Raw genomic sequence first — 19369 nt, 5'->3', positions numbered from 1 at the left:
CACATTCAACCTTGGAAATTCTTGAAATCCGAAATCTCACCAAAAAATATGGGAACCAAAAGGCCCTAAGCGACATCAGTTTGACGATTCCAAAGGGTGGGATTTTTGGTCTTCTAGGTCCAAATGGCGCAGGAAAAACCACTTTGATCAGAATTATTAACCAAATCATCGAAGGAGATTCTGGAGAAGTTTTTTTCAATGGGGTAATCCTTCAGCCAAAGCACATCTCCCAAATTGGATATTTGCCTGAAGAAAGAGGCCTATATAAAAAAATGAAGGTTTGGGATCAATTGGTTTATTTCGCAAGGCTGAAAGATATGCCGGCATCTTTGGCCAAAGAACGGGTTTCCTATTGGTTAAAGAAAATGGATATCAGCTCTTGGAAGGACAAAAGAATCGATGATCTTTCCAAAGGTATGGCACAAAAAGTGCAATTTATTTCGACCATAATCCATGAGCCTGAATTGTTGATTTTGGATGAACCTTTCTCAGGTTTTGACCCCCTAAATGCTGAAATCATTAAAAATGAAATCATTGAACTGAAAAACAAAGGAATTACAGTGGTACTATCTACACACAGGATGGAATCTGTGGAGTTGCTTTGTGATCAAATCGCCATGATTCACCGTTCCCATAAAATTTTGGAAGGGCGTTTATCAGAAATCAAGCAGCAGTTTAGACCAAATTCTTATGAAGTTATTCTCGCTGGATTCTCTGATTCCCTTCCCGAAAAATGGGATGTTCAGAATATAAATGGAAATTCGGTATTCTCAATACCGCTAGGTCAGGATTCTCCGAATAGCACCTTGACGAAACTTATGCAGTATGGCGAAGTGGTGGGTTTTAGGGAAATCTTACCCACTATGGAAGAAATCTTTATCCAACAGGTCAAAAATCATTCTTATGAATAAAATATGGTTGGTCATCCAAAGGGAATATCTTTCTAGGGTACAAAAAAAATCTTTCCTTTTGGCTACCTTATTGACTCCCTTGATTTTCCCCTCCATTATGGGGATTTTTTTGTGGATCTCAATTGGAGAGTCTGAAAATCCCTCTTTACAGATCATCGAAGTAGTGGATGAAAACAATATATTTTTTATAGAAAGTTCTGATCAATACGCATTTTCATTTTCTAAAATAAGTACCGATGAAGGAAAACAAATGGTAAATAACGGCGATCGTTTTGGATTCTTATACATTCCTAAAATCGATCTCCGAAATCCATCTGGCATTACTTATTATGGAGAGAAAAACCCAAGTATGAACCTCATCTCCCTTCTGGAATCAGCCTTAAAGAGGAGAATTGAGGAGCAAAGGCTTTTTGAATCAGGCATAAGCCCTGAAGCCATAAATGCCTATCGTACCAAAGTATCAATTCAGGCAATTACACTGGACAACAGCGGAGAAGAAAAAATCACAGATGCCACGGTTAATTATGCCATTGGATTCCTAGCGGGTATAATGATTTACATGTTTATTTTTATCTATGGCAATCAGATCATGCAAGGAGTGATTGAGGAAAAATCAAGCCGAATCATTGAAATCTTGGTTTCCTCTATCAAACCTTTTCAGCTTATGTTGGGTAAGATCATAGGAATCGGTGCTGTTGGTTTGACACAGTTTTTAATATGGGTTGTTTTGATAGGGGGAATATCTTCCATAGTCATGGGGTATTTTGGCTTGCATATGCCCCAACAACAGGCTCTGGAGCTGGCCAATCCTGAGATAGGTCAAATGATCGAAACTCAAAGCAATCTCAAGAACATCCTTCAAGTTATCAATGGTATTGACTTCGTTCAACTGACGCTAACATTTATCTTTTATTTTTTGGGAGGTTATCTCCTTTATGGGGCTTTTTTTGCGGCTGTTGGAGCGGCTGTAGATGCTCCCTCTGAAGCACAGCAGTTTATGCTACCAATTACTATTCCTTTGCTAGTCGGTTATCTAGGCCTTTTTGTATTTGTTCTCAATGATCCAAACAGCAATGTCTCCTTTTGGCTTTCAATCATTCCATTTACTTCACCTATTGCCATGATGGGTAGGGTAAGTTATGGTGTTCCGATCTTTGATCTCTTGTTATCGATGTCCCTACTAATTTTAGGATTCTTTTTCAGTACATGGGTGGCAGGTAAAGTCTACCGAATTGGAATATTGATGCATGGAAGTAAAGTAAATTACAAGACTCTTTGGAGGTGGATAATTACGAATTAAACCACAAATAAAAACTCCTTAAAAAAAAGAAAGAGCCACGCAAGGCTCTTTCTTTTTTTATTCTTCTGCATAATTGAAGCTGTCTATCTGTTCTTTGATCCAATCCTTATAGTTCTGAAGTCTGTATTCTTTCCATACCTCATTATATTTTCCTGAAGAGTCAATCAAAAACTTAAATGCTGTGGCAGCCTTGGGTTTGCTTAATGCATTGACCAATTCATCTTGAAAAACTCTTTCTTTCACTATTCTATCGGCAAACCTCTCCATCATCTGATGTTCTTGGTTTGGTTCCATTTTGACAAATTCCGCAAAATTGTCAGGATTATCGTCAATTTCATCTAAGATATCCTCCTCTTCAGGTGTCAAATCATAATTGAAATAATCTTCATCATCGGGAAGTTGGTAGATTTTTTTATTGTCTAATTGATAAAAACAAATCATTCCCTTAAGCAGCTGGACTGCTATTTTCTCTACTTCTTTTTCAGATAGGGTAAGCATGTTGGGATTAAAATAAATTTTTAAGAAAATTAAATAACTGCCGGAATAAATCAAACTTTTTAGCCATCTAAACTAGGACCCGATTAGTCATGTAAAAATACTTCTCATCAGCGGTAAATCTAAATCATGTCCTCCATTAAATTCGAGTCTCCTGACCTCAAATGGTAAAGAAGCAATAAATTCGTCTTGTTTTTGAATAGATTCAGGTGTGAGCATTGGATCTGAATTTCCCAAAACCACGACTACATCAGTATTTTTTAACTTCTCTCCGGCATTGGAGACATTCAGGTCATGTGCAAATCCTCCACTCCACAAGACAAGTTTATCAATTTTAAAAGAAAGTTGACTTACCCACCTCGTCGCCGTAGCTGCTCCTTGAGAGAATCCGATAACCTTCACAGAAGGCTTTTGGCCATACTTCATCAAAACTGATTCCAATATTTCGTTCAAATAATTATTATTATTTTGAATCGCTGTTTCTCTCTCATGGCTTGTCATCCAATTGGCTCCAACCCTTCCTGAAAATCCCTTTTGGTAAGAATAATTTGTGGCTTCAGGCACAATAACCAGTCTATCATCACTAAAAATAGGTTCAAGTTTTTTTAGAAAATATTCAGCTAATTGCCCATAGCCATGAAGGGCAACGATAATTTCTTTTTCATTTCTATTTGGCAGATGGGACATATGGTATTGTCCTCTGTGGCGATAAGTCAATGTGGCTTTCATTTAGCAATTAAGATTATGGAATCTAAAGGGTAAAAGTTGTTCTATCCCGGCAGCTTTCAATATCTCATCTTGACCGTTGAGCATCAAAATTTCAATAGTACAGCCAAATTTAATCTCATATTCATTGATCATCTGCCTGCACATCCCGCAAGGAGTCACATAAGCATAACTAGTTTCCCCCATTCTCTTAGCTGCAATTGCGATCTTGAGCGGTCGGGTATTTGGAAAATTCCCCATCACATAACTCAAAACTGCCCGTTCTGCACAAACGCCGACAGGGAACGACACATTTTCTTGATTGTTGCCGGAAAAAACCTCTCCATTTTCAAGCAGCAAAGACGCTCCAACTAGAAACTTGGAATACGGAGCATGTGCCATTTCTAAAATTTCTTTTGCTTTTGAAATAAGCATCGCTTCCTCAACTGTCCAATTGTTTTTAGGTATCACTTCAAGAGAGGCAGTCATTTCTAATTTTCTATTCATTATTCTATTTAAAAAGGGACGGAATTAACAAAAAAAAAACGGGAATTGCACTATTTTTCTAATTAAGCCTTTTTGATTTTTAGCCTTCATCCTTTTTTTACAATTTCGGGAATTGATAATCTTTTATTGACTTTATGCAAACTATTCTAATTATCGGCGCAGGCAAATCATCTTCTTATTTAATTGATTTTCTTTTGGAAAGTGCCGGACCTAAGAATAGAAAAGTCATTGTAGCTGATATGTCAGAAAAAATGGCAGCCGAAAAGGTCAAATCAAATCCAAATGCCACAGCAGTAGCTATAGATATTGACAATAGTGAGGAAAGAATTTCTCTTATACAAAAATCAGACATAGTTGTATCCATGTTGCCGGCATCTTTGCACCCTATCATAGCGAAGGACTGTCTGACATTTGGCAAACACTTCTTCACAGCCTCCTATGAATCCGAGGATTTAAGAAAACTAGCCAATGAGGTCAAGGTAAAAAACCTTCTTTTCCTCAATGAATGTGGACTAGACCCGGGTATTGACCATATGTCAGCCATGAAAATAATTACAGAAGAAAAAGCGAAAGGTCACGAAATCATTTCCTTTAAATCTTTTTGTGGAGGAGTACTCGCACCGGAAAGCGAAGACAATCCGTGGAAATACAAATTTACCTGGAACCCAAGGAATGTAGTCCTAGCAGGTCAGGGAGTATCGCGTTATTTTCAAGCAGGCCAAATTAAATGCATCCCATACCATAAACTGTTCGAAAGACTTGACAAAGTAAGTTTTTCCCAAGCAGGAGAATTTGATGGTTATGCTAACCGGGATTCTTTAAAATATAGATCAATCTACGGGCTAGATAATATCCCTACAATTCTGAGAGGTACACTTAGGAGATCGGGCTTTTGCCAAGCATGGAATGTTTTAGTTCAACTAGGGATGACAGATGATTCTTTTCAAATGGATTTTCCAAAAGGTGTAAGCTACAGAAGTTTTCTAAATTCCTTCTTACCCTTTCATCCTTCAAAAATAGTAGAGGAAAAATTACAGGAATATCTTCCAAAAATTAATCAAGATACCCTATCAAAGATTGAATGGCTGGGACTGTTTTCTGAAAAGCCCATCCCCTATGCCATAGGCAGTCCTGCCGCTATCCTTCAGAAAATATTGGAAGAAAAATGGCAATTGGGGCCAAAGGATAAAGACATGGTTGTACTGCAGCACCAATTTGAAGTAAAAGGAGCTTTTGGAGTAAAAGAAATCATCTCTAGTTTGGTTTGTAAGGGAGAAAATCAAGAATATACCGCAATGTCCAAAACTGTAGGGCTCCCACTTGCAATCGCCGTGGATATATTTTTAGATGGAAAGATTAAATCAAGAGGTTTACAAATACCTGTCCACAAGGAATTTTTTGAACCCATCTTGGGTGCCTTGGAAAAAAAGGGGATCGTTTTCGAAGAAAATGAAAAGCTGGAAATCCACTAACATCAATAAATCTGTCAAGACGGCAAGATTCAAAAAAAGACATGGATTTTGTATCCATGTCTTTCCAAAATATAACAATAAACTGAAATTTAATCATCAATATTCCAACCTGCAGGTGGATCTAAAGTAGCTCCCCTTACAGTAAGGCAGTCGTCAGCAATTACTTTTGGTGTTTGGGTAAACTCTAAGTTGTTTCGCTGGATAAAAACCTCTTTTTTGGAGACGGAGGCTGCAATAAAAAACCCTAAAACAGTTTCATCGGGATCATCTAGACTGATCATATTACCCCTGATATTGGCGGGAGGCTGATCAAAAACACTCCCTGTTAGACTTATCTGCTGCTCAATAAGTCTCAAAAAGCGATGCGCCTCTCTTGATACTGACATTTGAAGGATTTCGGCACGATAGGTACTTTTAAATCTTAGGCCATCGTCTTCTATGAAAGCAATGGGAATATTTTGTCTTAATCCGTTAAAATCAAGATCTGAAGCAAGGGAAAATGTTTGAATTCGGGATTGCTCCTGTAAGAAGCAAGTAGAACAACAATCCTTTGGTGCTGAGCCTCTGGGATTGGTGGGGTGGTCCGGAGGTAAAGTAAACAGCTCAGGATTAGCTACCAAAACATATGAACCCCGGCCCTGTCTCCAATAATAGAAGTTAGTCTGATCGCTTGGATCTCTGAATTGTGTAAAAATCTGGACACCGATCTTATCTTGAAGCCTATTGGCAGTTTTTACTTCAATAGCCCTATACGTCAAGGCCTCAATTTCAGGTACTGAATTTACCATTTCAGGTAAGGAAGTATACGACTTCCCACCTTGGAGTTCGATAAGAAGTGAATAAGAAATCCCAACTCTGGCCTGAAAATCGGCCGGAGTTTGGTAGACTCCTCTTTCTTCAGATTCTGTGAGAAAAACAACATTTCCTTCACTATCGCGGATAGCCACACTTGCTTGGGAAACAGGTCGTATAAGTCCCTCAAAAACACTCCCATAAGTATCACTTCTGGTTAGCCTAATATTATGAGGTCCCGGTTCTGTGGTTACAAATCCATCTACAGTGAGGAGTTGTTCACCTTCTGGCAACTCAACCCTATATGGTTCAATACATGAAATCGGAAACAGTAACAGAATATAAATTAATCTTTTCAACATCACGATCAGAATTTAAGCGAATAACTTAAGGTTGGGAATGGCACTCCAAGAATGGCCAATATATAAGATTGGGGAGGAGATCCCGCTTGGTCTGCAAAGAATACTGAGAAAGGGTTTTTTCTTCCATATACGTTCATAACTGCAAAAGTCCAATCTCCATCATGAAACTTAGTATTTCCCTTTAATTTAAAATTCAAGGAAAGATCTAGCCTGTGGAAATCAGGAATCCTCTGGGTGTTTCTTTCCTTGAAAAAAGCGAGGGAATTTCCCGCAAAGTCAAATTTGGCTTCAGGGAAAGAAACAGGCCTACCTGTGCTATAGGAGAAAGTAGCAGAGATGGAGGCATTAGTTGCCAATTTGTAATTTCCTATCAAAGTCAGATCATGCGGTTTGTCAAAGTTTGAAGCAAACCATTCACCATCATTGATTATCTCTTCCTCAAATGGCGTAATTACCCTCCTCAATGAACGGGAGTAAGTATAACTCGCCCATCCCGTGGTTCTTCCAAGATTTTTCTTAACATAAACTTCTACGCCATATGCTTGACCTTGTCCGGGAACAATTTCAGTTTCGAGATTTTGTTGGAGCAAAAGTCTTGCTCCGTCTTTATATTCCAAAACATTATCGATTTCCTTATAATAAACCTCAATGGAAGTTTCAAAAATATTGCCTTTGAGGTTTTTGTAAATCCCCAATGAATATTGGTCTACTATCTGGGGCTTAAAAAACTGGTCACTGAGCTTCCAAACATCAGTTGGCGCTATTGTCGCAGTATTTGAAATCAAATGGATAAATTGATACATTTTGTTATATCCTGCCTTGATCGAAGTTTTTGAATCCAAAGAATATCTAAGAGATGCCCTTGGGCCCCAGCCATCATAGGTTTGAATGGTTTCTCCCGATGCATAGGTTCTTTCTCCTATTACATTTCCTTCATTCAAGGGAAGGTTAGGAGCATATTCTTTTACTGTCCTAGGCCCATAATATTGGTACATATCATACCTTATTCCATAAGAAAGCCCTATTTTCTCACCAAATTCAAGTTCATGCTGAAGATAAAATCCAGATTCCCTTGCAAATTCGTCCTGTACCTTCTTAGGCAAAATAGTCGCTTCACCTTCAGAGATGCCCGGTATAAGTTCTCCGGGTCTTATAGTGATGTTTTTGGTATCTCCACCAAATGAAATCCTGTTGTTTTCTCCCAGTGCATAGGTGAAATTTAACCTTAATCCTACATCTGTGATTCCTGATTCTAAGTCAAAATTGTTTATTCCAGATTTATTAAAAATGGAAAAGTCATATTTTGAATAATACCCTACAAAATCAGCAGACAGCCTCTCTGAGAATTTTCCTTGATATCTTACCGTATGGCTCAAGTTGGTCCAGGAAATTGTAGTATCAGAAGCTAAAGCAAAATCATCATAACTCCTGTAAAAACTGTAGGTGACATTATGGTTTTCATTGATTTCTCCATATATAATACCATTTACATCATTAAAATTTGCTTGACTGGAACGGAGGTCAGGATTGTTCATCGCTCCTAAGAGCCAATTGATATAAGAACCTCTAAATCCAATTTTTGCGGAAACTTTATCTTTGATGACAGGTCCGTTAACAGACAGCTTTCCTGAAACTGTCCCCACCATCATATCTCCACCCCATTTATCCAGACTGCCGGATTTGGGCGAAATGTCAAGGATAGATGAACCCCTACCACCAAACTTCGTGGGAATAATTGCTTTGTATAAAACAAAATCATTGACAACATCAGGATTAAAGGCAGTGAACAATCCAAATAGGTGTGAAGGATTGTAAATAGGCGCCCCTGCAAATAGAATTAGGTTTTGGTCGGCTCCGCCACCTCTTACATTTAGGCCTGATGAGGCTTCGCCAACCTGACTCACTCCAGGTAATGTGGCCAATGACCGGATTATATCTACTTCTCCCATGAATGGGGGGAGTTCCTTCAAGGTGTTCATGCTCACACTAATCGCTCCCATATCGGTACTCCTAATATTTTTTTCAGGATCCCTTCCATAGATTACAACATCATCCAAGGTAAAATCCTCTTGAATCATGGTTAAACTTATCCTTCCATCCCCAACTGCGACAAATGGATAAATGACAGTTTCATATCCCACGTAACGAATTTCTAAAATATAATCTGCCCTATCCAGAACAAGGTTGAAAGCACCATTGGTATTGGTAATTTCGGTCTTATTTAGCTCCTTTACGGTAACTGTGGCACCTACAAGGGGATCTCCGGATATTTGATCAATAAGGCGACCACTGATTTTTATGTCCTTCAATTGGCCGATGTCTCTGCCAACAATATTTTTTTGTTGGGCCAAAAGCTCCCCTGAAACCAGAAGGAAGAATAAGAAAATATAGGGTAAACATTTTTTCATATCAATCATCATAACGCTTGTGGATCAAAAACCCAAAACTCCATTGAACCAAAGCCTTGCATTTCTCCATTTCTTATAAAATAAATCAATCCATTGTCAACAAAGGTGGCGATGTTTCTGGCTATGGGAGAACCTGTGAAATTGTTCTTTTTAACCCAACCGTTTGTTTCCATATTCAACTCCCAAATCTGTAGGGATCTATTGGCTAGACCTACAAAAACCTTATTTCCAACCGTAATCCCCAAAGCTGAGCCACCCCCCAACTCCCCCGGAAAAATCCCAAAATAGCTCCAAGTATCTGTATCTGAATCAAATAAATAAATTTCCCTGTTTTCGGGATTGATGACATAGCCTTTTCTTTCGAAATTGAAATTAGCCATCGTGTTGTTCATAGGAAATGGCGTATTTGCAATTTTTCGCCATTGGCCCGTATTCGCTGTGTACACATAAGATTCATTACCTGTCCCAACAGAACCCCCAAAAACATATAGCTTATCGTTTAACTCAAACGATATAGAATTAATGGCTTGGAAACTTAAATCAGGAAGTTTATTGAAATTTCCATTTTCAATTTTCCAAAAATCGAAACTTGGTATATACGGAACTAATGTGATCGCTGATGCTCCTCCGCCAAAGTATTTCGGAGTAGAAAAAGCACGCCACAAAGGCGCACCCGAAAAGGGAATGGTAGCCCATTGATTGTTAGACAAATTATACTTCCAGATAGTTGGGTTTAGAAAGCGTGAACCTTCAGATCCTAAACCAAAATAAAACCCTGAATTATCTTGGAAGTAGATATTTTCTGATATTCTAGCAGGAAAAGGAAAATCTGCTAACTGCGTAAATTTACCGGTGGTATACTCAAACTTGTCATCGAAAAGAATTTCCTGATTCTGAACCACTACCTTCACTTCCTCCAAAGCGACAGTGCCGCTAGCAGGAATTATTGCAGTGATAGAGGATTCAAAATCAATCCTAATTACTTGGGCTTCACGGTCTCCGACAAAAACCCTTGTATCGGAAGTGAAGTTTTTCCCTTTTATATTAATGGTAGTCCCTACAGGGCCATTTTGAGGTGAAAAACTATCCACGTCAGGACTTAAAGTAGTTACTTCCAATACATTCCCAAACTGAATACCATCAGGAAGGGAAATAAAGGACTTTACAAAATATTTTTTCTGAATATCAAGTTCGCTTGTCTCCCCGATAAATCTTCCCGGTGCGACTCTTTCTCCCAGTGAAATTACAATCGGTTGGGAAAATGATTCACTCTCTGATAGGTAAAAACCATGGTCACTTGCTTCAACATTTTGATTGGTGATAATTCTCCCCAAAATCCGTGCTCTTTCACCACTTAGGTATATCACTTCCTCCGTGATAAGAGAAGTTGTAATCTGACTTTCTTCTTCACAGGAAGAGAAAATTCCAAAAAAACAAAGCAGCAACGTAATTAACCCAAATTTACTTTTATCCATGTAATTCAAACTTAATGCAGGGCTAAAAATACATCAATATTGGATTTAAAAAAACAATTTGATCAAATGTGGTTTTATTATAAACTAAAAAACAATCAGAAATTCCCGTAGTAGTTCAGAATAATCATTGGAATAAATTCCGCTTTCCGACTTTATTGATAAGCTTCTTACACTTAAAATTTGATCAAATAAAGAAAACTTAAATATAGCCCGTATAATATTTTTTGAGGGATTATCCTTAATCTGGATCTTTGAAGTGATTTTTAACCCGTAAGGAGAAAATTGTTTTTCCAATTCAAGCATTTGACTTGGAGGTAAAATCACCCAAAACTCCGATTTGGTATCGATTAAGGAAACAACTCCTGCAGCTAATTCCCCAAAAGTCAGGCCGTCGTTATGCAGAGCCATATTTCGTTTTGGATCAGGGGATTTGAGATGGTTTGTAAAATAAGGGGGATTGCTTACTATCAAGTCATATTTTTTGCTTTGGTTTATCCAAAATTCCTGAAAGGGCATGTTGATGAATTCGATCCTATCGCTCCAAGGGCTCTGCTTAGCATTTTCGGTGGCTTGAATCCAAGCCTCCTTTTCGATTTCCACACCGGTAATCTTTGCCTCGGGAAATCTTTGTGCCAACATCAATGACACAACACCCGTCCCAACCCCTATTTCAAGAATATTTTTTGGATTTTCGTCGCCTGCTAAGGCTCCCAAAAGTACGCCATCGGTACCCACTTTCATAGCACAACGGTCATGATGGATCGAAAATCGCTTGAAACAGAAAGGTGTCGATTGGCTCATGGGATTGTATTGAAAGTTGAAAAAAATGTGAATCAAATTTTATTTGCCTTATTCCGGATAAAATTTATAGCTCTCCTTTTTCATATTCCTCATCCGGAGGTAAGTTGGGTCTTTCAGCAGCCTCAACGGCCAATTGGTCGCAACGCTCATTTTCAAGATGTCCTGCGTGACCTTTCACCCACACAAATTTAGGCTTGTACTTTACATGCAATGGGATATATTGCCTCCATAGATCCGGGTTTTTTTTATCCTTGAATCCTTTTTTTTGCCAGCCCCAAAGCCAACCTTTTTCGATGGCATCTACCACATACTTACTATCAGAATAAATGGTGACAGGGATATCTCTCACTTTGATTTCCTGAAGTGCACGGATGACCGCCAAAAGTTCCATTCTGTTGTTGGTAGTGTACCGAAAACCCTCTGAAAGTTCCTTTCGGTGTTGGTTATACTTCATCACTACGCCATAACCTCCCGGCCCGGGATTGCCCTTGGCCGCTCCATCTGTAAATATTATAATCATTTTAATAAATCTCAGCTAAACTTAGACCAAAAATAGTCTCTTTCATGGAAGTTAGAAATCAATCCAACTCACCGGAAAATAAAGCTCCTTTGAAAATCTTGATGGCAATCGATAATAGGATAATTCCGAAGATTCTTCTCAAAACGTCTAATCCCGTTTTACCCAATTTCCTTTCTAACCAATTGGTACTTTTCAAAACAGCATATACTATCCCGAGGTTGATGATCATCCCCACGGCAATATTTGCTTGGGTATATTCTGCTTTTAAGGTCAAAATCGTCGTCAGTGTTCCTGCCCCCGCAATCAGAGGAAATGCGATGGGTACTATAGAAGCACTTGTTGTTGAAGCCTCCGGATCCGGTTTGAAAAGCTCTATTCCCAAAATCATTTCGGCGCCGATGGCAAAAATGATCAAAGCCCCTGCAATGGCAAAGTCATCGACTCCAATACCAAATAATTTCAAGATGGATTCCCCAAAAAATAAAAAAAGGATCATCAGAAATCCTGCAGCTATGGTTGCTTTACCGGATTGGATATGGCCCACTTTTTTTCTGAGATTGATGACGATGGGAATTGATCCCAAAATATCAATTACAGAAAAAAGGATTAGGGTAACTGAGAAAATCTCTTTGAGATTGAACATTGGGTCAATATTTCTTTAGAAATTCCACCAACTTTGAAAATTCGGACTCATTGATGGCCGGGAAATTGGCAATTCTAAAGCTGGTCGGCTTCAGGGGACCATATCCACTTCCCAATTGCATTCCTTCCTTTTCTGCAGCTTTTTTGATTTCTGAGATGAATTCCTCCTTTCCTGAAATAGCCAAAACTGTACTGCTTCGGGCTTCGGGATTATGGATAAGCATCCTCAGCTCGGAGGTATTTGCAATGGTATCTTCCAATTTTCTCATTCGGTCCCGGGTCTGTTGGTCGATATGCTGGATTTCAGGCATATCCTTAAGTACCCGGTAGAGCAAGTATATTCCAAAAACATTTGGCGTGTAATGGGTCTGGTAGATTTCGGCATTTTCTAACATGAAATTAAGGCTGTTGTACCTGCCTTTTTCCCCTTTATCTTTTGCTTTGGCAATGGCTTTTGGAGAAACAATCAGAATCCCCAATCCTGCAGGAAGACCAAAGCATTTTTGAACTGAAGCATACCAAATATCTGCCAAATTAAAATTGAGCTCGATTCCTGCCATGGAAGAAGTCGTATCTACAACGATCATCTTTTCGGGATACTTGTTGGCAATCGCAGCGATTGTCTCATTCGTCACCTGAGTGGCATTAGAGGTCTCGTTTTGGGTAATGGCGATCAGGTCAAATTCCTCTCCGATTTGTAATGATTCCACGTCGACAGTTTTGTCTGGATCAAGCTTGTGGGCAAATGTTTTGGGTTCGATATACCTGGCATATTCATACCATTTTTTGCCAAAAGAACCAGAGAAAATATGGTAGCCCGCAGACTGCACAATGGATTGGGAAATAATCTCCCAATTTTCTGTAGCTGATGATGTGAAAAGCAACTTGTAATCTTGGGGCATGTGTAGCTTTTCTCTCATCAGGGTTTCAGTCTCCTGATAGAGGTTCATAAATACAGCCGAGCGGTGATTGGCACTCAAAATACCTTTTTCGTATGCTTCCTGCATGTATTTTGGAAGACTGTCATAGACTTTGGAAGGTCCTGGAGCAAATGTTACCATGGTCAATTAATTGTTAAGAAAATAACGGATAGCCAATTCATAACCTTTGAGTCCAAGGCCTGAAATCATGCCCACACATTCTTTGGTGATGATACTCTTGTGACGGAACTCTTCACGCTTGTAGATGTTTGAGATATGCACTTCCAACACGGGTGTTTTTACTCCCGCTATCGCATCAGAAATGGCCACCGAAGTGTGCGTATACCCGCCGGCATTGAGCAAAATCGCATCATATGAAAAGCCCACCTCATGGATCTTGTCAATAATTTCTCCCTCAATATTACTTTGGAAATAGGAAAGATCAATTTCGGAAAATTTGGTTTTGAGCGTGTCAAAGAATTCTTCGAAAGAAGTGCTCCCATAAATCTCGGGTTCTCTTTTTCCCAAGAGATTGAGATTGGGACCGTTGATGATGATGATTTTCAAGGCAAAATAGGTTTAGTGGTTATCTGAGTTCAAAGTTAAGGAAGGATTTGTTTTAAAAAGGATAAACCTTTTGTTTTAAAACAGTTTGAGTTGATAATCCAAAAAAAAGACAGTCTTTGTGTATAAAAATTGCTTTTTTTGTGTGTAGATTATGTATTCCATGAGAACCAATATAGAGATAGATGAAAAATTGAAGAATGAAATTCTTCAAAAAACATCCATCAAAACAAAAAAAGAGGCGGTGGACACTGCATTGAGGGAATTTGTAAGAAAAATCAAATTGCAGGAATTGGCCGACCTCAGGAGAAAAATCAAATGGGAAGGAAACCTTGAAGAAATGAGGTCAATTTAAAATATAGATATTTTTGTAGATACCTCAAAGTGGATTTCGTTTCTGAATAATCCTGAGGATAAAGACTCAGACAGGTTTTATGAGTTAATTTTGGAAGATAGAATTTGTGTCTGCCCACCCATAATCCAGGAACTTCTCCAAGGCTGCAGAAATAAGAAAGAGTTCAAAATTTTGGAGGATAAAATATCAGGATTGAAGCAACTCATAAATGAGCCATACGATGCCGCCATCGGAGCAGCAAATCTATATTTGGAACTGGGACAGAAAGGAGCAACGATTAGAAAAAGTAACGATTGCCTTATTGCATGGTATACAATTGAACACGATTTGAAGGTCTGGCATTTGGACAGAGATTTTGATATGATTGCAACCCACTCCACACTTCAGATCTTCTGAATACTGCTTTTGAAACGGAAGTGCTTGATTCAGAATTATATGTTTTCTTTACCCCCTTTCCAAAAAAATAAACTCACCCCAAAAAATCAAAAATGTCCAACCATTGGGATGCATCCCTCCGTCAGTTTCAACATTACCTTAAGCTGGAGCGCTCCCTAAGCCCAAACTCCATCCTAGCCTACCAACAGGATATGGAAAAACTAAGCAGGTATATGGTTAAGTATTTTCCCGACACCAAACCGACCGAGGTTCAGTTACAGCATTTAAGGTATTTTGTGAATGGACTCGCAGAACTTGAAATCTCAGAATATACACAGGCGAGGATAATTTCGGGGATAAAAGCATTTTTCCGATTTCTGATGTATGAGGACCTCATATCCGAAGATCCAGCCCAGCTTTTGGAAGCTCCAAAGCTAGGCCGCAAACTGCCCGATACACTCAGTTACATCGAAATCACCCAAATTCTCGAGAGCATTCCACTCGGCGAACCAGAAGGTCACCGAAACAGGGCAATGTTGGAGATTTTGTACAGCTCAGGATTGAGGGTGTCTGAACTGACTGACCTCAAAATTGCAAATGTCTATCCTGATATAGGTTTTTTGAGAGTAATAGGCAAAGGAAACAAAGAGCGTCTGGTTCCTATTGGAAGGGACGCTTTGAAATACCTAAAATATTATATCGAAGAAAAAAGAAAAGAAATTGATCCAGTCAAAGGTCATGAACAATATGTGTTTCTAAACCGTCGCGGCAAAAAACTGAGTCGGGTGATGGTTTTTCTTATCATCAAAAAGCAGGTCGGAACCATAGGCCTTCAGAAAAATGTAAGTCCCCATACCTTCAGGCACAGTTTCGCGACTCACCTGATCGAAGGCGGCGCCGATCTCCGTGCCGTTCAGGAAATGCTCGGTCATGAAAGTATCACTACAACAGAGATTTACACACATTTGGACAGAGATTATTTGAGACAGGTGCTCAATGAGTTTCATCCTAGGAAATAAGACTGATTTTCTTCTATTTTCCCAAGCATTTACCTTATTTTAGCGCATTGAAAAAAAACCAGATCACTGTGTATAAATCTTTACTCAAGCCAATACTTTTTACCAAAAATCCGGAGGACGCACACCATTTTACTTTTTCTTGGATAAAAAAAACTTTCAATCTTCCTCTAATCAAAAACATCATTGAGGGAATATTTGATTATCAAAATCCCATTTTGGAAAGAGAAGTATTTGGCCTGCACTTCAAAAACCCTGTTGGCCTCGCAGCCGGCTTTGACAAAGACGCCAAGCTTATTGAAGAAATGGCTATGTTGGGTTTTGGTTTTATTGAAATCGGGACTTTAACACCAAAAGGACAGGAGGGTAATCCCCTGCCCCGATTGTTTAGACTTCCCGAAGATGAGGCGTTAATCAATAGAATGGGATTTAACAACGGCGGTGTACAAGAAGCAATCAAAAGACTTCAAAATGTAAAAACAAATGTGCTCATTGGAGGAAACATCGGAAAAAACAAATTAACTCCCAATGAAAACGCTGTGGAAGATTACCTCTATTGTCTGCATGCGTTACATCCTTATGTAGATTATTTTGTGGTCAATGTCAGTTCACCGAATACGCCAAATCTTCGTGAACTTCAAGAAAAAGAACCTTTAAAAAAGCTTTTGCTAGCTGTCAAGGAAGCAAACGCAAAAAAATCTAGTCCAAAGCCCATACTATTAAAAATTGCTCCTGACCTGACTGTAGGCCAATTGGATGATATTATCGAAATAGTCATAGAAACCGAAATTGATGGTGTCATAGCGACCAATACTACCATCGACAGGTCTCAACTAAAAACTAATGCTTATAAAATAGATGCGATCGGTGCAGGCGGGGTGAGCGGAAAGGTCATTGCCAAAAGAAGTACCGAAGTTATCAGATACCTATCCAGTCAATCCAACAAGGCATTCCCTATCATAGGAGTGGGTGGGATTTTCTCTGCCCAAGATGCCATCGACAAATTGGAGGCAGGAGCTTCTCTTGTTCAGGTCTACACAGGAATGATTTATGAAGGGCCTGGATTGATCAAAAATATCAATAAAGGTTTGGTCAAATATTTGAAAGGCAAATCCATTAATCCCAATTGATTTTGAATTGATCACAGTTAATTCTTTACTCTTGGTTTTGACCGATTTGTAAAACTCCTAGATTTGAAATCTGTATATTTCAGCAATCTTCCTTTAATTTGAAGAGTGACAGTATAACTTAATATGACTTCGGATACCCCAAAAACAAATACTTTCAGAAAAAAAAGCGATTCAAAACCTAGGGCACAGGAAAGTAACCCTACAAGGTTTTCAATAGCTTTTGCGAGAGATAAAAGAATTCCACTGACTTTGGGGATCATTCTGATGTCATTTGCTATATTCTCATTTTTTGCATTTCTGAGTTATATATTTTCCGGAAAAGCCGATCAAAGTCTCGTAGAATCGGAAATCCAAGAAGGAATCCGAACTACAGCTGCTGAGGCTCGTAATTGGCTGGGGCTGTTCGGTGCAAAAATGTCCGATGTTTTTATCCGTAAATGGTTTGGTCTGTCAGCATTTCTTTTGCCACCCTACTTGTTTTTTCTTGGTTTTAAATTGGCTTTCAAAAAATCCCTGGTCTCTTTGTCAAGGTACAGCGGCTTTGCCTTGTTTTTCGTTTTTTGGATTGGTCTTCTCAGCGGTTATCTTGTCCAGCTTGCGGATGGATATAGCACTTTGGGGTATTTGAGTGGTGGGTTTGGGTTTGAACTTGGTCTATTGGCTGACGAGTTTTTGGGTTGGGGAACTTTTATACTGATTTTCGGCTCAATTTTGATTTTCATTATTTTTTATTTTGATATCCGTCAGCTAAGTTGGTTTGCGACTTCCTCTCCACCAGAAAGCATAGCGGAAAAATCCCAAACTTCCACCAGTGCCGAAGCTTTGACCGAGCTAGATGAAGTTAGGGATGAAGTTGGTTTTGAAGAGGAGATGGAAGAAATAGACATGGAAGAAGAAGCGAGTTCCTGGACCATTAAATCAGAAGAAAAAGAAAAACCTGCTCCATCGAAAGATCCTGTTTTTAATATACAAGGGGATGATGACTTGGAAGACGAAATCGTTATTGAAAAACCCGAGGAAAAGAAATTTGCAATCAACAAACCTAAAGAAGAAAAGACAGCCCTTGAGGTTGAAAACCTTGACCCTTATGACCCGACATTGGATCTGCCTAATTATAAGTATCCCACTTTGGATTTATTGAATGAATATGATGTACAAAAAGTGACCGTATCGAGACAGGAACTTGAAGAAAACAAAAACAAGATTGTGGAGACTCTGGTCAATTTCAAAATTGGGATCCAGGAAATAAAGGCCACCATCGGCCCAACGGTCACCTTGTATGAAATCATCCCTGACCCAGGTGTTAAAATTTCCAAAATCAAAAACCTAGAAGATGATATTGCCTTGAGTTTGGCGGCACTCGGAATACGGATCATAGCCCCGATGCCAGGAAAAGGCACTATCGGTATTGAAGTACCAAACAAAAATCGGGAGCTTGTACCTGCAAAATCAGTACTTGGAACGGAAAAATTTCTACACAGCGACAAAGATTTGCCTGTTGCATTGGGCAAAACCATTTCCAATGAAGTCTTTGTCATGGATCTGGCTAAGATGCCTCACCTGCTGATGGCAGGGGCGACAGGTCAGGGAAAATCAGTTGGTCTGAATATGATTTTGGCCTCTTTGGTATATAAGAAGCATCCTTCCCAATTGAAGTTTGTACTCGTCGATCCCAAAAAAGTAGAATTGACACTTTTCAACAAAATTGAAAGGCATTTTCTGGCGAAACTTCCTGGCACAGATGAGGCCATCATTACAGATACCAAAAAAGTAATCTATACCCTAAATTCCTTGTGTATAGAAATGGACAACCGCTATGATTTACTCAAAGATGCAGGATGTAGAAATCTCAAGGAATACAATGCGAAATTTGTAGCCAGAAAACTCAGTCCTGAAAAAGGGCACAAGTTTATGCCATACATAGTCTTGGTGATAGATGAGTTGGCTGACTTGATGATGACAGCCGGTAAGGAAATTGAAGCACCTATAGCCAGACTCGCCCAACTTGCGAGAGCGATTGGGATACACTTGGTCGTGGCAACGCAAAGGCCTTCTGTCAATGTCATCACAGGTATAATCAAAGCCAATTTTCCTGCAAGACTTTCCTTCAGAGTTACTTCCAAAATTGATAGCCGCACCATTCTCGATGCAGGTGGAGCCGAGCAGCTGATCGGTATGGGAGACATGTTGCTTTCCCAAGGATCAGACGTGACACGGATCCAATGTGCATTTCTAGATACTCCCGAGGTAGATTCTATCTGCGATTGGATAGGTGCACAAAAAGGCTATCCGGATGCTTATTTACTACCGGAATTTGCGGGCGAAGAAGGAGAAGGAAGTCTATCTGATATTGATTTGTCAGATAGAGATCCATTATTTAACGACGCGGCAAGGCTCATTGTTTTGCATCAGCAGGGAAGTACTTCTTTGATCCAAAGAAAACTGAAACTTGGCTATAACCGAGCCGGTAGAATTGTAGATCAACTCGAGGCCGCGGGAATTGTTGGACCCTTTGAAGGTAGTAAAGCCAGAGAGGTATTGGTACAGGATGAGGCAAGTTTGGAACGGTTATTGAACAATTTGTAATTATCAGGATTTAAATTCCGGAAAGTGATATTC

19 protein-coding genes are annotated in these 19369 nt (G+C 39.2%); 8 read left to right on the top strand and 11 right to left on the bottom strand.

Translation table 11 applies throughout. The annotated features are described in order from the left end of the window. The first annotated feature begins 11 nt into the window (after positions 1-11). Positions 12-911, top strand: a complete 900-nt coding sequence (locus MMU07_RS00725) for an ABC transporter ATP-binding protein (protein WP_241123907.1) — start codon at positions 12-14, stop codon at positions 909-911. Further along, positions 904-2211: an ABC transporter permease gene (locus tag MMU07_RS00720; RefSeq protein ID WP_241123906.1), complete on the top strand. Its 1308-nt coding sequence runs from the start codon at positions 904-906 to the stop codon at positions 2209-2211. The genes MMU07_RS00725 and MMU07_RS00720 overlap by 8 nt, the downstream gene beginning before the upstream one ends. Positions 2212-2268: 57 nt before the next feature. Here MMU07_RS00720 and MMU07_RS00715 read toward each other — a convergent pair whose 3' ends face one another. From MMU07_RS00715 to MMU07_RS00705, 3 genes are all read right to left on the bottom strand, one after another. Next, positions 2269-2709: a UPF0158 family protein gene (locus MMU07_RS00715; RefSeq protein WP_241123905.1), complete on the bottom strand. Its 441-nt coding sequence runs from the start codon at positions 2707-2709 to the stop codon at positions 2269-2271. An 87-nt stretch (positions 2710-2796) separates the two neighbouring features. Further along, positions 2797-3435, bottom strand: coding sequence for an alpha/beta hydrolase (locus MMU07_RS00710; protein ID WP_241123904.1), 639 nt, complete (start codon positions 3433-3435; stop codon positions 2797-2799). After that, entirely contained in the window at positions 3436-3918 is a 483-nt protein-coding gene (locus MMU07_RS00705; protein WP_241123903.1) for a cytidine deaminase, read from the bottom strand. It abuts the gene before it with no gap. Between the two features lie 134 nt (positions 3919-4052). Between MMU07_RS00705 and MMU07_RS00700 the strand changes: the two genes are divergently transcribed. Continuing rightward, a complete protein-coding gene (locus tag MMU07_RS00700) occupies positions 4053-5390 on the top strand; it encodes a saccharopine dehydrogenase C-terminal domain-containing protein (RefSeq protein WP_241123902.1) in 1338 nt (445 codons plus the stop codon). Positions 5391-5479: 89 nt separating this feature from the next. Here the strand turns inward: MMU07_RS00700 and MMU07_RS00695 are convergent, their stop codons facing one another. From MMU07_RS00695 to aroQ, 8 genes are all read right to left on the bottom strand, one after another. Then, a complete protein-coding gene (locus MMU07_RS00695) occupies positions 5480-6544 on the bottom strand; it encodes a DUF4249 domain-containing protein (RefSeq protein WP_241123901.1) in 1065 nt (354 codons plus the stop codon). 5 nt (positions 6545-6549) lie between these two features. Continuing rightward, positions 6550-8952 carry a TonB-dependent receptor gene (locus MMU07_RS00690; RefSeq protein WP_241123900.1) on the bottom strand — a complete coding sequence of 801 codons (2403 nt, stop codon included), beginning with the start codon at positions 8950-8952 and terminating at the stop codon, positions 6550-6552. A gap of 8 nt (positions 8953-8960) precedes the next feature. After that, complete coding sequence (locus MMU07_RS00685; protein WP_241123899.1) at positions 8961-10427, bottom strand: IPT/TIG domain-containing protein; 1467 nt, start codon at positions 10425-10427, stop codon at positions 8961-8963. Positions 10428-10511: 84 nt separating this feature from the next. After that, a complete protein-coding gene (locus MMU07_RS00680) occupies positions 10512-11228 on the bottom strand; it encodes a tRNA1(Val) (adenine(37)-N6)-methyltransferase (protein ID WP_241123898.1) in 717 nt (238 codons plus the stop codon). Positions 11229-11292: 64 nt separating this feature from the next. Further along, complete coding sequence (rnhA, locus tag MMU07_RS00675) at positions 11293-11748, bottom strand: ribonuclease HI (protein WP_241123897.1); 456 nt, start codon at positions 11746-11748, stop codon at positions 11293-11295. A gap of 58 nt (positions 11749-11806) precedes the next feature. Then, positions 11807-12391 carry a MarC family protein gene (locus tag MMU07_RS00670; RefSeq protein WP_241123896.1) on the bottom strand — a complete coding sequence of 195 codons (585 nt, stop codon included), beginning with the start codon at positions 12389-12391 and terminating at the stop codon, positions 11807-11809. A gap of 4 nt (positions 12392-12395) precedes the next feature. After that, on the bottom strand, positions 12396-13451 hold the full coding sequence (locus tag MMU07_RS00665) for an aminotransferase class V-fold PLP-dependent enzyme (RefSeq protein ID WP_241123895.1): 1056 nt from the start codon (positions 13449-13451) through the stop codon (positions 12396-12398). A gap of 6 nt (positions 13452-13457) precedes the next feature. Continuing rightward, entirely contained in the window at positions 13458-13877 is a 420-nt protein-coding gene (gene aroQ / locus MMU07_RS00660) for a type II 3-dehydroquinate dehydratase (RefSeq protein WP_113925061.1), read from the bottom strand. A gap of 160 nt (positions 13878-14037) precedes the next feature. On the opposite strand from aroQ, the gene MMU07_RS00655 reads away from it, so the two are divergent. From MMU07_RS00655 to MMU07_RS00635, 5 genes are all read left to right on the top strand, one after another. Then, positions 14038-14229 carry a type II toxin-antitoxin system VapB family antitoxin gene (locus MMU07_RS00655; RefSeq protein ID WP_241123894.1) on the top strand — a complete coding sequence of 64 codons (192 nt, stop codon included), beginning with the start codon at positions 14038-14040 and terminating at the stop codon, positions 14227-14229. 3 nt (positions 14230-14232) lie between these two features. Further along, on the top strand, positions 14233-14625 hold the full coding sequence (gene vapC, locus MMU07_RS00650; protein WP_336246154.1) for a type II toxin-antitoxin system VapC family toxin: 393 nt from the start codon (positions 14233-14235) through the stop codon (positions 14623-14625). 92 nt (positions 14626-14717) lie between these two features. Continuing rightward, positions 14718-15623 carry a site-specific tyrosine recombinase XerD gene (gene xerD, locus MMU07_RS00645; protein ID WP_241123893.1) on the top strand — a complete coding sequence of 302 codons (906 nt, stop codon included), beginning with the start codon at positions 14718-14720 and terminating at the stop codon, positions 15621-15623. A gap of 68 nt (positions 15624-15691) precedes the next feature. Further along, positions 15692-16750: a quinone-dependent dihydroorotate dehydrogenase gene (locus MMU07_RS00640; RefSeq protein ID WP_241123892.1), complete on the top strand. Its 1059-nt coding sequence runs from the start codon at positions 15692-15694 to the stop codon at positions 16748-16750. Positions 16751-16873: 123 nt separating this feature from the next. After that, positions 16874-19336 carry an FtsK/SpoIIIE family DNA translocase gene (locus MMU07_RS00635; RefSeq protein ID WP_241123891.1) on the top strand — a complete coding sequence of 821 codons (2463 nt, stop codon included), beginning with the start codon at positions 16874-16876 and terminating at the stop codon, positions 19334-19336. Positions 19337-19369 lie beyond the last annotated feature (33 nt).

It is taken from the genome of Cognataquiflexum nitidum (assembly GCF_022538055.1).
GTDB lineage: Bacteria > Bacteroidota > Bacteroidia > Cytophagales > Cyclobacteriaceae > Cognataquiflexum > Cognataquiflexum nitidum.
The sequence above is the reverse complement of the archived record's forward strand: the minus strand, read 5'-3'. Positions and strand labels throughout refer to the sequence as shown.

What these genes read in the sequence shown, in the direction of transcription:
- rnhA (WP_241123897.1), bottom strand. Translation starts at nt 11,748, where the DNA reads ATGATTATAATATTTACAGATGGAGCGGCCAAGGGCAATCCCGGGCCG.
- MMU07_RS00705 (WP_241123903.1), bottom strand. Translation starts at nt 3,918, where the DNA reads ATGAATAGAAAATTAGAAATGACTGCCTCTCTTGAAGTGATACCTAAA.
- MMU07_RS00655 (WP_241123894.1), top strand. Translation starts at nt 14,038, where the DNA reads ATGAGAACCAATATAGAGATAGATGAAAAATTGAAGAATGAAATTCTT.
- MMU07_RS00635 (WP_241123891.1), top strand. Translation starts at nt 16,874, where the DNA reads ATGACTTCGGATACCCCAAAAACAAATACTTTCAGAAAAAAAAGCGAT.
- xerD (WP_241123893.1), top strand. Translation starts at nt 14,718, where the DNA reads ATGTCCAACCATTGGGATGCATCCCTCCGTCAGTTTCAACATTACCTT.
- MMU07_RS00670 (WP_241123896.1), bottom strand. Translation starts at nt 12,391, where the DNA reads ATGTTCAATCTCAAAGAGATTTTCTCAGTTACCCTAATCCTTTTTTCT.
- MMU07_RS00680 (WP_241123898.1), bottom strand. Translation starts at nt 11,228, where the DNA reads ATGAGCCAATCGACACCTTTCTGTTTCAAGCGATTTTCGATCCATCAT.
- MMU07_RS00690 (WP_241123900.1), bottom strand. Translation starts at nt 8,952, where the DNA reads ATGAAAAAATGTTTACCCTATATTTTCTTATTCTTCCTTCTGGTTTCA.
- MMU07_RS00715 (WP_241123905.1), bottom strand. Translation starts at nt 2,709, where the DNA reads ATGCTTACCCTATCTGAAAAAGAAGTAGAGAAAATAGCAGTCCAGCTG.
- MMU07_RS00695 (WP_241123901.1), bottom strand. Translation starts at nt 6,544, where the DNA reads ATGTTGAAAAGATTAATTTATATTCTGTTACTGTTTCCGATTTCATGT.
- MMU07_RS00685 (WP_241123899.1), bottom strand. Translation starts at nt 10,427, where the DNA reads ATGGATAAAAGTAAATTTGGGTTAATTACGTTGCTGCTTTGTTTTTTT.
- MMU07_RS00710 (WP_241123904.1), bottom strand. Translation starts at nt 3,435, where the DNA reads ATGAAAGCCACATTGACTTATCGCCACAGAGGACAATACCATATGTCC.
- MMU07_RS00665 (WP_241123895.1), bottom strand. Translation starts at nt 13,451, where the DNA reads ATGGTAACATTTGCTCCAGGACCTTCCAAAGTCTATGACAGTCTTCCA.
- MMU07_RS00700 (WP_241123902.1), top strand. Translation starts at nt 4,053, where the DNA reads ATGCAAACTATTCTAATTATCGGCGCAGGCAAATCATCTTCTTATTTA.
- MMU07_RS00720 (WP_241123906.1), top strand. Translation starts at nt 904, where the DNA reads ATGAATAAAATATGGTTGGTCATCCAAAGGGAATATCTTTCTAGGGTA.